The organism is Martelella alba (genome assembly GCF_005217455.1).
In the GTDB taxonomy this organism is placed as follows: Bacteria; Pseudomonadota; Gammaproteobacteria; order Enterobacterales; family Enterobacteriaceae; genus Acerihabitans.
Genome location: NZ_SZPQ01000072.1, coordinates 1 through 12,242 on the forward strand (window position 1 = coordinate 1; position 12,242 = coordinate 12,242).

Here is a 12,242-nt window from a genome sequence, read left to right on the forward strand (position 1 = left end):
TGCCACGGCGGACGAACGCCTGACGGCGGGCATGAAAGTGTTTATGGAGTGCCTGAGCAAAGCCGGCGCGAAGGTTGTAAAACTGGATAAGCATCTGATTGATCACCATATAGCGCAACTTGATCACCAAATTAGCCGTCAATTGGATGCGGTAATGCACCATGCCGAGTTTCAGAAAGTGGAATCGCTGTGGCGCGGTCTGAAATCCCTGGTCGACAGAACCGATGTCCGCCAGAACGTGAAGGTTGAACTACTGGATATGTCCAAAGAAGATCTGCGTCAGGACTTCGAAGACAGCCCGGAAATCATCCAGAGCGGACTGTATAAAAATACATATATTGATGAGTATGACACCCCGGGTGGAGAGCCGATCGCTGCGCTGATTTCCGCTTACGAATTTGATGCGTCTGCGCAGGATGTGGCGTTACTGCGTAATATCTCCAACGTATCCGCCGCCGCCCATATGCCGTTTATCGGCTCTGCCGGCCCGAAATTCTTCCTTAAGGATTCGATGGAGGAAGTGGCTGCCATCAAGGATATCGGTAACTACTTTGATCGCGCTGAATACCTCAAATGGAAATCCTTCCGTGAGACGGATGATGCCCGTTATATCGGTCTGGTGATGCCGCGCGTGCTGGGGCGCCTGCCGTATGGCCCGGACACCGTGCCGGTGCGCGGCTTCAACTATGTGGAAGAAGTGAAAGGCCCGGATCACGATAAATACCTGTGGACTAACGCCTCGTTTGCCTTTGCATCCAACATGGTGCGCAGCTTCATTAACAACGGCTGGTGTGTACAGATCCGGGGCCCGCAGGCCGGCGGTGCCGTCCAGGACCTGCCTATTCATCTTTACGATCTGGGTACCGGCAATCAGGTGAAGATCCCGTCAGAAGTGATGATCCCGGAAACCCGCGAATTTGAATTTGCGAATCTGGGCTTCATTCCTTTAAGTTATTATAAAAACAGAGACTACTCCTGTTTCTTCTCGGCTAATTCTACCCAGAAGCCAGCCTTGTATGACACCGCGGATGCGACGGCCAACAGCCGTATCAATGCGCGTCTGCCATACATCTTCCTGCTGTCGCGCATTGCCCACTACCTGAAGCTTATTCAGCGCGAGAATATCGGTACGACGAAAGACCGCCGTTTGCTGGAGCTTGAGCTCAACGCCTGGGTCCGCGGCCTGGTCACCGAAATGACCGACCCGGGCGACGAGCTGCAGGCCTCTCACCCGCTGCGTGACGCGAAAGTGGTGGTAGAGGACATTGAGGACAACCCCGGTTTCTTCCGCGTGAAGCTGTACGCCGTGCCGCACTTCCAGGTGGAAGGGATGGACGTCAACCTGTCACTGGTTTCCCAGATGCCGAAGGCGAAATCGTAACGTAAGGCAGGAAGCCAATGAAAACGGAACAACCGTTATGGGGCAGGGGTATTATGGTCTCTCCCCAGCACTTCCAGCAACAGGCCGCGTATGCGGCCTGGTCTGCGGAATGCATCGCCCGACTGGGACTCTCCCATCCCTGGGGGATGATTGATGCCACTTTCGAACCGGATGCACTGAAACTGGGCCGTTTGCAGGCTCGTCATCTGCACATCCGCTTCCCCGACGGCACGCTTATCGACACGGATAATGCCGATGACCTGCCGCCGGTGCTGACGCTTGAGGGCGAATCACAGGACGTGGTGGTGGTTTTGGCCCTTCCGCTGCTGCGGGCGAATGGCGGCAACTGTCTTAAACCTGATGAGGTGGCCGATCGCCCTGTTCGTTATCGTCAGCGCTGGCAGGATGTCCGCAATACCTTCGGGGACGATACCCGCCAGATTGCAGTGATGCGCCCGGAGCTGACGCTGCGGTTTACCCATCAGAACAACAGCGATTACCTGACCTGTCCGGTCGCCCGCCTGCAACAGGATTCGCAGGGGAGCTGGGCACTCGATGAAACCTATCTTCCGCCACTGCTGGCTCTGCAGGGCAGCCGATGGCTGGTGACCCAGTTGGAACAGCTGATGACGCAACTGCGTGCCCGTCTGAGTCGACTGATGGCCATGCGTCGTGAAAGTAACGAGCGCATGGCCGATTTTGCCGTGGCGGATGTGTCTCTGTTTTGGCTGCTCAATGCCCTGAACAGCGCAGAACCCGTGCTCGGACAATTTCATCGCCACCCGCAAAGTCCACCGGAGCGTCTGTATCCTGAACTGGCACGCCTTGCGGGCAGCCTGCTGACCTTCTCACTGGAACACCAGGTGAGTGCTATTCCTGTCTGGCAGCATGAGCAACTGAATAACGTCTTCCCGCCGCTGTTTGACCTGCTGGGCGACCTGCTGGAGGCCAGCCTGCCGTCGCGGGTGGTGGCGATTGAGCTTGAGCATGATGCCCGGCTTCACTTCTGGCAGGCACGTCTGCATGACCCACGTCTGCGCGAAGGGGCGGATTACTACCTCTCCGTGCGCTCACCGATGCCGGTGGCACAGTTGCAGGAACAGTTCCCACGCCAGTGTAAGGTCGGCAGTCCCGATCATGTCAGGAGTATCGTCAATTCTTCACGGGTGGGTGTGCCGCTGACGCCGCTGCGTCATGTGCCGGCCGCCATTCCACTGCGTCTGGAAAACCAGTATTTCAGCCTCGATGTTTCTCATCCTCTGACCACCGAAATGCTTCAGGGCGGCACCTGTATGTTTTACGTTCCGGGCATGCTCGGCGAGCCTGAACTTGAACTCTTTGCGGTACTGAGAACATGAGTGAGAACAAACGCGGCGCGGCCGCGTCCATTGATATTGATGCCCTGCTGCAGGACACCTGGCTGCAGGTGATCAGCCTGCGTCACGGTCCGACGTTTCAGGATGGAGAAGGGCGCACGTTGTGGGAGCGCTGCATTGCTGATGTTGAGCGTGTGCAGCGTGAGCTGAAAGCGAGCGAACTCGATGAAGCCAGCTGTCAGCATATTCTCACTGCGCAGTGTGCGCTGCTTGATGAAGCCGTCAAAGGTCGCGGTGTGGAGGATGACGCCTGTGTGCAATGGTATGACATTCCCCTGCAGGGACGCTTCCTTGGCACCATGGATGCAGGTGATACGCTGTGCGAACGGATGCGCGATGTGCTGCGTGAACCGGCGCCTGACCATGCTGTCGTGACCTGCTTCCAGCGGGTCATGATGCTGGGGTTCCTCGGCAGTTTCCGCTCTCAGAACGATTCGGAGCGCCAGAAACTCGTCAACGCGCTCAGTGAACATGTCACGCCGTTCAGCTATCCACAAACCCATCCTGTCCTGGCGGAAAGTCGTACCGGGCGTGGCATGGGCGGCTGGCTGGCGTCATGGCCCGTGCGAATTGGCCTGAGCGTGGTGGTGGTGGCCGCGCTGTGGTGGGGACTGAGCCACTGGCTGGATCAGACACTGCTGACCTTGCTGCCGGGAGCCGTGAAATGAGTCCTGCACAACAGCGCGGGCTTGCGCTGTGGGCCGCCCTGCTGAGCGCAGTGGTCAGCCTGGGCTTCCTGCCGGTATCCCGACTGGTTTCTGTGCTTGTTCTACTGGCGATGCTGGGGCTTATCCTGGCATTCTGGACTGTCGCCAGTCGTCGTGCGGAGCATGACGTCCCCCTGCGTCTGGATGACCTCCCGGAAGCCACTTACCGTCAGCCCGTGGTGCTGGTCTGTGGCGATCTGCCGCTGGCCTGGCCACAGCAGTCACCGGTGCTTACGGTCACACAGGGTTGCTGGATCCGCGTGGAGGATCATCAGGATCTGGAGCAGGCAGCCCGCCAGGTACTGTGGTTGCGACCTGACTGGGGTCGTCAGCTGTCGGTGATGGTCAGCGTTTGCCCGCAGAAACACGCCGACAGCGAGCGGCTTACCCGTCGTCTGCTTGCCCTGCGCTGGCAAATCAGCCAGCTGCGTAAAGAGACGGGTCATTCTGTGCCGCTGGTTCTGAATGGCCAGGTTGGCAGCGCGATGACGAATGATCTGCTCTGGCAGGCGGCTATCCCGGGGGGAGGGGTGAGGGTCTGGCGTGAGTCTTCAGCGCCGAGTTCAATCGCTGCATGGGTCACCACCGGTGGGTCGCCTGCGATGCAGCAACAGGTGCTGATGAACAGCCTGATGAGCTGGTTCCATCAGCACGTCAACGCTGTCTTTATGGATGAGAACCCCGACGTCCCTGTCATTGCGCCTACTGCGGTGCTGTGGGGAATGGGACCGATCCTTGCCGGAAGTCTGGCCACATCTGCCTGGACGGCGTGGCTTTCCCGTCACACTGCGATGCAGCAGGTAGCGGGCTGGCAGCCGGTAGGAACGGACAGTACGGTTATCTCCCCCTTCCCGGATTTTATCCTGCCGCTGCTGCCCGAAGGGCAAGGCCTGACGCCGCGTGGGCGAGCCTTCCGTTGTGCGCTCGGGATTTTCACGCTGGCGGCCATTGCAGCGCTGCTCAGTAGTGGCTGGAACAATCGCCAGTTGCTGCAGCGTGTGAGTTTCGATATTGCCCGCTATGACCGTATCCCGATGCATGATTTCGGCTTAAAAGCTGACGCCGTGGCCGTCCTGCGTGACGATGCGGCAGAGCTGGACGGCTGGGTGCGCAATGGCGTACCGGTGCGGATGGGCCTCGGTCTGTATCAGGGTGAGCGTCTGCGAATGCCTGTGCTGGATGCGATCCGCTCCTACGTGCCGCCACCTTCGCCGCCTGAACCGCAGCCAAAACCCACCAAACCGGTACCGAAAATTGTCCGCCTCGACAGCATGTCGCTGTTCGATTCCGGCAAATCCGTGCTGAAGGCCGGGTCCACCAAAATGCTGGTGAATTCACTGGTCGGCATCAAAGCGAAGCCGGGCTGGCTGATTGTCGTGTCCGGGCATACCGATAACACCGGCAATCCGCAACTGAACCAGATGCTGTCCCTGAAACGTGCCGAAGCGGTGCGCGACTGGATGCGTGACACCGGTGATGTACCGGAAAGCTGTTTTGCGGTGCAGGGCTATGGCGAGAGCCGTCCGATCGCAACCAATGATACCCCGGAGGGGCGCGCGCTCAACCGCCGTGTCGAAATCAGTCTGGTACCGCAGGCCAATGCCTGTCAAATACCCGGCAAAACCCCAGCGTCATCGCAGGATGATGACGTATCACAATCAAATGGAGAGTAACTCTCATGGCAATTCCTGTTTATCTTTGGCTGAAAGACGACGGCGGCGCGGACATCAAAGGGTCTGTGGACGTTCAGGATCGTGAAGGCAGCATCGAAGTTGTCGCTCAGGAGCATAACCTGTACATCCCGACCGACAACAACACCGGCAAGCTGACCGGTACCCGTATCCACACCCCGTTCCTGTTCACCAAGGAAATCGACTCGTCCAGTTCGTACCTGTACAAGGCGGTGACCACCGGTCAGACCCTCAAGTCTGCGGAATTCAAGTGGTTCAAAATCAACGACGCGGGCCAGGAAGTGGAGTACTTCAACACCAAACTGGAAAACGTGAAAGTGGTGAAAGTGAACCCTGAAATGTATGACATCAAGGATCCTTCTAAAGAGAAGCACAACCACCTCGAGCGCATTGAACTGCGTTACGAAAAAATCACCTGGACCTACAAAGACGGCAACATCATTCATTCCGATTCCTGGAACGAACGCACCACCGCGTAAGCCCGGTGCGGACGGGGTTTCCTGTCCGCAGTTTTTTGCTGCGTGCCTGTCTGAAACGGGCTTTCAGCAAAGAAAACCACAAACTGCCAGCCTGACCGTATGCGCTTTGGTCCCCTTAACGGGAAACAGCGATGGGCGGTAGCGTGTCCAGGAACCGACAAAGAGAGAGATTCATGGAAAATCCAGCCATCCTGTTGCGACGTCTCAACCCTTACTGCGCCCGCGTGATGGAAGGGGCAGCTTTACTCTGCCAGACCCGCGCCCAGGCAGAAATTCTGCCGGAGCACTGGTTGCTGAAACTGCTGGAGCAGGGCGAAGGCGACCTGACCGTGCTGGCCCGTCGCTACGAGTGGGATATGGACGCCATCTGGCAGGATTTGCTGGGCTGGCTGGACAAGCAGCCGCGGGCGTGAAGGGCGAATTCGAACAGCGCCTGAAAAACGTCATCGACGCGGTACAACAGTCACCGGTACCGATTTTGCTGTTTATCGACGAAGCGCACACTATTATCGGCGCGGGTAACCAGGCGGGTGGCGCTGATGCGGCCAATCTGCTGAAACCGGCTCTGGCGCGTGGCGAACTGCGTACCATCGCGGCAACGACCTGGTCTGAATATAAGCAGTATTTTGAGCGCGATGCCGCACTGGAGCGCCGTTTCCAGATGGTGAAAGTGGACGAACCGGACGACGATACCGCCTGCCTGATGCTCAGGGGCCTGAAATCACGCTATGCCGAACACCATAGCGTCCATATTACCGACGATGCCGTGCGCGCGGCCATCACTCTGTCACGCCGCTACTGGCAGAGGCGGCGATGCGCACCATTGTGGAAATGAAGCTGTCACAGATCAGCAAGCGCTTACATCGTCACTACGGCCTGACCACGCAGGTTGACGAAAGTCTGTATGACGCACTGACCGCCGCCTGCCTGCTGCCGGACACCGGCGCGCGTAATGTCGACAGCCTGCTCAACCAGCAAATTCTGCCGGTGCTGAGCCAGCAGTTGCTGACCCACATGGCGGCGAAGCAAAAACCACACACCCTGACACTTGGCTGGAGCGACGAAGAGGGGATTGGGCTGGAATTTGATGCGGAATAATCATAACAGATACTGGAAGCAATCATGACTGGCAACGGATGTTGCTATTACTGCAAATAAAAAGGAAACAAAGAATGAAGTTTATAAAATTTATCCCGGCGGTTATTGCTCTGACCTGTACAGCAAATGCGTATGCGGGATTTTTTAGTTCATCTGATGATTTTAAATGTGGCAGAGAAGATGCCGTCAAAGCTCTTTCTGTTTATTTTCACGGTGATGCTTCAGGCCTGCTGCAAAGTGATTATCTGACAAAGTCTAAATACAGTTATGATAAACCCGTCACAGACTATCAGAATAAACTCAATAACCTGGCGATCGGTGTTAGCAATGTCTCAACTTCTGGTAATGGCAGCTATGGACTGAATTGTAGTGCGACAATCTCAGTAAAAGTGCCACAGGAGACACTGGATGTGGTGAGTAGCGATCCAAAGTATTTGCATTACGTGACAGGTACCTCCGGCAAGCTTAATAATGGAAGTGTGGTCTGGAGCGGTGTGAATTACAGTGCCAAACTTGCTGATAACGGTAAAGATGTCATCTTTAGCAATTTCAACCGCAGTGATTTGTCTGACGCGCTGTTCAATATCAGTGTGTTGTCCGTTAATAAAAGTCAGATTATTAATGCCCAGGCCAAAGAAAACCTTGCTTCTGCTAAGGCTGAATATAAAAACTCCGACAGTAACCTTAATTCAGTATGGCGAGAGCTCCCGGATTCTTCACGAAATGCACTGAAAAAAGAACAAGTGATATGGGTTAGTGAAAAAGTGGCTAAATGCGGGAAATTGTCGGATGCGGAATCGAACAGTGTTGATATGAAACACCGAATCGAAATTTATCAATGCCAGACGAAAATGACTGATGAGCGCATTGATTTCCTCAGTGGCAATAATTAATTGATTGTCGCCGGTGTTCTGTAAGGGAGGTAAAGAATGAGTAATACTGATATCGGTCCGACACAGAAGAAAATCGATGAAGCCCTGGGGCTGTCTCGCTATCGCGTGGACGTCCATGACTGCCCGCATTTTCTCGACGTCCTGCGCTTTCGTACCAGTGAAACCCTGAGCCAGCCGTGGCGTTACGATGTCACCGTCACCTGTGCGGCGAATATTGCCGGCAGTGAGCTGATGCTCAAACCTGCTTCCTTTACCTTCCAGACACCGCTCTATGACGGTACGCCGGCGGTGCCGGTGCGCACGGTGTATGGCGTGGTGGATAATTTCCGCCGCATCTCCGTGTCGGGGGATGAAATCACCTACGCCCTGCGACTGGTACCGCGTATTGCGCTGATGCAGCATACCGAGCGCTGTGCGGTGTATCTGAACCAGTCGGTGCCGGAGGTCGTGGAGCAAATCCTGCGTACCCACGGACTGGAAGGGGCTGATTTTGAATTCCGTCTGTCGCAGGCCTACCCGGCCCGGGAGCTCATTACCCAGTGGCATGAAACGGACCTGGCCTTTGTTCAGCGCCTGCTGGCCGAAGTCGGCATTTTCTGGCGCTTTGAGATGGACGGCCGCATTGAACAGGATGTGATGATTTTGCAGGACAGCCAGATGCAGTATCAGTTTGGGGTGAAGCTGCCCATTATTCCGCCGTCACGCACCAGTGATAACGGCCAGGAAAGCGTCTGGAATATCCAGCCAAAAGACCATGTGGTCACCGGCGGTGTGGCCACCCGCGACTATAACTACCGCGACGCACTGACCCCGCAGGACAGCTCCGTGACCGTCCGTCAGGAAGGCGGGGCGACTACCGGTGAGGTGTATCACTATGCCGAGCCGTTCCTGAGTGAAGGGGATACGGAAACGCCGGAAAGCGGAGCCTGGTTTGCCCGCCTGCGTCATGAACGTTATCTTAATGCCCAGCAGACAGTTACGGGACGTGCCAGCAGCCCGGTTTTGGCCCCGGGTGAAGTCCTGGAGCCACAGGGCAGTGGTCTGCCCGATTCGCTGAAAGACGGGATTGTTATCACCGGGGTTCACACTTCTGGCGCGCGCGATAAGGGCTTCCAGTTGCGCTTTACGGGCATTCCGTACAGTGAAACGGTCTGCTACCGCCCGGCGCTGCTGAACCGCCCGGTGATGGCCGGCTCCCTGCCTGCCCGGGTGGAAAGCGATGAGAAGCATGACACCTACGCTTACCTCGACAATCAGGGGCGCTACCGCGTCCGGTTTGATTTTGACCGCAACAGCACCGAACAGGGCTATGCCTACCTCTGGCTGCGTATGGCAAAACCGTACGCCGGCGATACCTACGGTTTCCACTCCCCGTTGCTTGACGGCACCGAAGTCTCGGTGATGTTCGACGGCGGCGACCCGGACCGTCCGTACATTGCGTATGCCCAGCACGATTCCGAACATCCCGACCACGTCACCCGCGACAACCACACGCGCAACATCTGGCGCACGGCCGGGGACAACAAATTCCGCCTGGAAGACAAGCGTCAGGAAGAGCATTTCAAGCTCGCCACACCGTTTGGCAAGACGCACCTCAACGGCGGCCACGTCGTGGACAGTGCGCGTGAGCCCCGCGGGACCGGTTTTGAGCTTCGTACCGATGAGTACGGGGCGCTGCGTGCAGGGCGGGGGATGTACCTGACTGCGGATGCGCAGGCAAAAGGACTGGGGGCGATGCTTGAAATGGCTCCGGCCGTGAACCGGATCAAACAGGCCAACCGCGAAATGCAGGCGCTGAACAATGCTGCTGAAGCAGCAAAGGCGCTGGTCAGCGACATCCGGACATAAAACAATCTGGTGACGCAGAGCATTGCTGATTTGCAGTCGACTGTGATGCTGGCGTCTGTTCCTCAGGGAATGGCGTTCACCTCGGGTGAACATCTTCAGCTGACCAGTTTGCAGAATACGATGCTAAATGCCGGACAGCATTTGGATATGGGCGCGATGGGCAATGTCTCTGTGAGTGCGGAGCAGGGGCTGGGACTGTTTGTCCACAAAGCCGGTGCAAAACTGATTGCGAACCTCGGCGAGGTCGAGATGCATTCCCGCCATAACACACTCGACATGAGTGCACAGAAACAACTGACCATCACCAGCACCGACGATGAGATTGTCATCAGCACGCCCAAATCGTGGAAATGAAGCTGTTACAGGTCAGCAAGCGCTTACATCGTCACTACGGCCTGACCGCGCAGATTGATGAGAGCCTGTATGACGCGCTGACCGCCGCCTGCCTGCTGCCGGATACCGGCGCACGCAACGTCGACAGTCTGCTCAATCAACAAATGCTGCCGATGCTGAGTCAGCAACTGCTGACCCACCTGGCCGCCAGACAGAATTCACAGCCGTTACGCCTTAGCTGGAGTGAGGAAGAGGGTATCGGGCTGGAGTTTGACCGTACACAAGGAGTGCACGCATGAGCAGTAATCCCCCGATCAGATTCAGCCACAACCATCACCAGCTGTCGGTGAAGGGATGTGAAGCAGAACTCGATGTGCTGGCGTTTGAAGGCGATGAAGCCCTGAGCACGCCGTTTAGCTACCGTATTGAATTTACCAGCGGTGACCATGCCATCAGCAAAGAAATGATGCTGATGAACGCGGCCTCCCTGACACTGCAGGCCCCGGTTGACCAGGGTTACGGCATCAAAATGCAGCAGGCCGTGCGCACTCTTCAGGGAGTGGTGAGCGGCTTTGAACGTCTCAACACCTCAAAGGATGAAACCCATTATGCCCTGACGCTCCAGCCACGCCTGGCGCTGCTCGACCGTTCGCACCAGAATGCCATTTATCAGGACATGTCGGTGCCACAAATCGTGGAAAAAATCCTGCGCGAGCGTCACAACATGCGCGGTCAGGATTTTCTGTTCTCGCTTGCAAAAGAGTATCCGCGCCGTGAGCAGGTGATGCAGTACGGCGAGGATGACCTGCACTTTATTACCCGCCTGTTGGGTGAGGTGGGTATCTGGTTCCGCTTTACCACCGACACGCGTCTGAACATCGACGTCGTGGAGTTTTACGACGGTCAGCAGGGGTATGAAAAAGGCCTGACGCTGCCCTCGGTGCCGCCATCAGGACAGCATTCGGACGGTGTGGACTCGATCTGGGGCATGGAGAGCCATCATAACGTGGTGCAGAAGCAGGTCAGCACCCGCGACTACAACTACCGACAGGCTACGGATGATATGAGCACCCTGGTGGACGCGACCCGCGGGGATGTCACCACCTACGGTGATGCCTATCACTATGCTGATAACTATCTGACAGCGGGAAGTCACCATGATCGCAATCCGGCCCCGGAGTCCGGGGCGTTTTATGCCCGCATTCGTCATGAGCGCTACCTGAATGGCCAGACGCAGATCCATGCCATCACCAGCTGTCCGACCCTTTCTCCGGGTCAGGAACTGAAAGTCACCGGCGGGTACGAAGTGGCCGACGTGTTTACGCATGGCGTGGTCATCACGGCGATGCACAGCCATGCGCGCCGTGATGAAGACTTTGGCGTCAACTTCGACGGCATCCCGGACAGCCCTGATTTTAGTTTCCGTCCTGAGCCTGGCTCGCGTCCCGTGATGGCCGGCACATTGCCGGCACGCGTCACGAGCACCACCGAGAACGATACCTACGGCCACATCGATAAAGACGGTCGCTATCGCGTCAACATGCTGTTTGACCGTGATAACTGGGAGACCGGGTTCGAGAGCCTGTGGGTGCGCCAGTCCCGCCCGTATGCCGGCGACACTTACGGCCTGCACCTGCCGCTGCTGGCGGGCACCGAAGTGGCGATTGGCTTTGAGGATGGTAACCCGGACAGACCGTACATTTTTGGCGTACTTCACGACTCGGCGCACAACGACCATGTCACTATCCGAAACTACAAACGTAACGTCCTGCGCACCCCGGCGAACAACAAAATCCGTCTCGATGACAGCCGTGATCAGGAGCATATCAAGGTCTCCACCGAGTACGGCGGCAAGAGTCAGCTGAATCTCGGACATTTAGTGGATGCTGAGAAGCAGAAGCGCGGTGAAGGTTTTGAGCTCAGAACCGACCGCTGGGGAGCCATCCGGGCACAGAAAGGGATGTTCATCAGCGCTGATGGTCAGACGAAAGCACAGGGCCAGGTACTGGAGATGCAGCCAGCGGTCAGCAATCTGGGGGATGCCCGCGAGCAGATGACATCCATCTCCGGTGACGCACAGAAGGCGACCGCGAACCCGGCCGATCTCCAGGCGCAAATCAAACTACTGGAACAGCAGCTGACAGACCTCAAAAAATCAGTACTGCTGCTCAGCGCACCGGATGGAATGGCGCTGACCAGCGGACAACACCTGCAGGTATCTGCTGGTCAGAACCTGATAGCCACTGCCGGTAAAAATGCAGACGTCAGCGTGGTGAAAAATCTGTTCATCGGGGTGGGTAATGCCCTGAGCGTGTTTGTGCGTAAGCTCGGGATCAAGCTCATCGCGAACCAGGGGCCCGTGCAGCTACAGGCGCAGAATGATTTGATGGAGCTCATCGCTCGTGGAGAAATCAGCGTCGTCAGTACCGAAGATCG

General features: G+C 56.9%; 13 protein-coding genes. All 13 read left to right on the top strand.

What is annotated here, in order from left to right:
• On the top strand, window positions 1–1,381 hold a 1,381-nt coding region (gene tssC, locus FCN80_RS24655), incomplete at its 5' end, for a type VI secretion system contractile sheath large subunit (protein WP_136992968.1).
• Window positions 1,382–1,398: 17 nt separating this feature from the next.
• Window positions 1,399–2,739, top strand: a complete 1,341-nt coding sequence (gene tssK / locus FCN80_RS24660; RefSeq protein WP_136992969.1) for a type VI secretion system baseplate subunit TssK — start codon at window positions 1,399–1,401, stop codon at window positions 2,737–2,739.
• Window positions 2,736–3,425 (top strand): type VI secretion system protein TssL, short form, encoded by a 690-nt coding sequence (gene tssL, locus FCN80_RS24665; RefSeq protein ID WP_136992970.1) that lies wholly within the window; start codon window positions 2,736–2,738, stop codon window positions 3,423–3,425. The genes tssK and tssL overlap by 4 nt, the downstream gene beginning before the upstream one ends.
• Entirely contained in the window at window positions 3,422–5,137 is a 1,716-nt protein-coding gene (locus FCN80_RS24670) for an OmpA family protein (protein ID WP_136992971.1), read from the top strand. Before tssL ends, FCN80_RS24670 begins: the two co-directional genes overlap by 4 nt.
• A gap of 5 nt (window positions 5,138–5,142) precedes the next feature.
• Entirely contained in the window at window positions 5,143–5,634 is a 492-nt protein-coding gene (locus FCN80_RS24675) for an Hcp family type VI secretion system effector (protein WP_136992972.1), read from the top strand.
• A 173-nt stretch (window positions 5,635–5,807) separates the two neighbouring features.
• On the top strand, window positions 5,808–6,047 hold the full coding sequence (locus FCN80_RS27085) for a hypothetical protein (protein WP_230492933.1): 240 nt from the start codon (window positions 5,808–5,810) through the stop codon (window positions 6,045–6,047).
• Window positions 6,044–6,469: an AAA family ATPase gene (locus tag FCN80_RS27090; protein ID WP_373880361.1), complete on the top strand. Its 426-nt coding sequence runs from the start codon at window positions 6,044–6,046 to the stop codon at window positions 6,467–6,469. Before FCN80_RS27085 ends, FCN80_RS27090 begins: the two co-directional genes overlap by 4 nt.
• Window positions 6,466–6,732, top strand: a complete 267-nt coding sequence (locus FCN80_RS27095) for a hypothetical protein (protein WP_230492934.1) — start codon at window positions 6,466–6,468, stop codon at window positions 6,730–6,732. Before FCN80_RS27090 ends, FCN80_RS27095 begins: the two co-directional genes overlap by 4 nt.
• Before the next feature lie 74 nt (window positions 6,733–6,806).
• A complete protein-coding gene (locus FCN80_RS24685; protein WP_136992973.1) occupies window positions 6,807–7,625 on the top strand; it encodes a lysozyme inhibitor LprI family protein in 819 nt (272 codons plus the stop codon).
• 36 nt (window positions 7,626–7,661) lie between these two features.
• Window positions 7,662–9,473 (top strand): type VI secretion system Vgr family protein, encoded by a 1,812-nt coding sequence (locus tag FCN80_RS24690; RefSeq protein WP_230492935.1) that lies wholly within the window; start codon window positions 7,662–7,664, stop codon window positions 9,471–9,473.
• A 9-nt stretch (window positions 9,474–9,482) separates the two neighbouring features.
• On the top strand, window positions 9,483–9,827 hold the full coding sequence (locus FCN80_RS27100; protein WP_230492936.1) for a DUF2345 domain-containing protein: 345 nt from the start codon (window positions 9,483–9,485) through the stop codon (window positions 9,825–9,827).
• Window positions 9,824–10,105, top strand: a complete 282-nt coding sequence (locus FCN80_RS24695; protein ID WP_230492937.1) for a hypothetical protein — start codon at window positions 9,824–9,826, stop codon at window positions 10,103–10,105. The genes FCN80_RS27100 and FCN80_RS24695 overlap by 4 nt, the downstream gene beginning before the upstream one ends.
• On the top strand, window positions 10,102–12,242 hold a 2,141-nt coding region (locus tag FCN80_RS24700), incomplete at its 3' end, for a type VI secretion system Vgr family protein (RefSeq protein WP_136992974.1). The genes FCN80_RS24695 and FCN80_RS24700, both read left to right, overlap by 4 nt.

Bases quoted from the DNA above. Each gene is read 5' to 3' on its own strand.
- tssK (WP_136992969.1), top strand. From the start codon at position 1,399: ATGAAAACGGAACAACCGTTATGGGGCAGGGGTATTATGGTCTCTCCC.
- tssL (WP_136992970.1), top strand. From the start codon at position 2,736: ATGAGTGAGAACAAACGCGGCGCGGCCGCGTCCATTGATATTGATGCC.
- FCN80_RS24670 (WP_136992971.1), top strand. From the start codon at position 3,422: ATGAGTCCTGCACAACAGCGCGGGCTTGCGCTGTGGGCCGCCCTGCTG.
- FCN80_RS24675 (WP_136992972.1), top strand. From the start codon at position 5,143: ATGGCAATTCCTGTTTATCTTTGGCTGAAAGACGACGGCGGCGCGGAC.
- FCN80_RS27085 (WP_230492933.1), top strand. From the start codon at position 5,808: ATGGAAAATCCAGCCATCCTGTTGCGACGTCTCAACCCTTACTGCGCC.
- FCN80_RS27095 (WP_230492934.1), top strand. From the start codon at position 6,466: ATGAAGCTGTCACAGATCAGCAAGCGCTTACATCGTCACTACGGCCTG.
- FCN80_RS24685 (WP_136992973.1), top strand. From the start codon at position 6,807: ATGAAGTTTATAAAATTTATCCCGGCGGTTATTGCTCTGACCTGTACA.
- FCN80_RS24690 (WP_230492935.1), top strand. From the start codon at position 7,662: ATGAGTAATACTGATATCGGTCCGACACAGAAGAAAATCGATGAAGCC.
- FCN80_RS24695 (WP_230492937.1), top strand. From the start codon at position 9,824: ATGAAGCTGTTACAGGTCAGCAAGCGCTTACATCGTCACTACGGCCTG.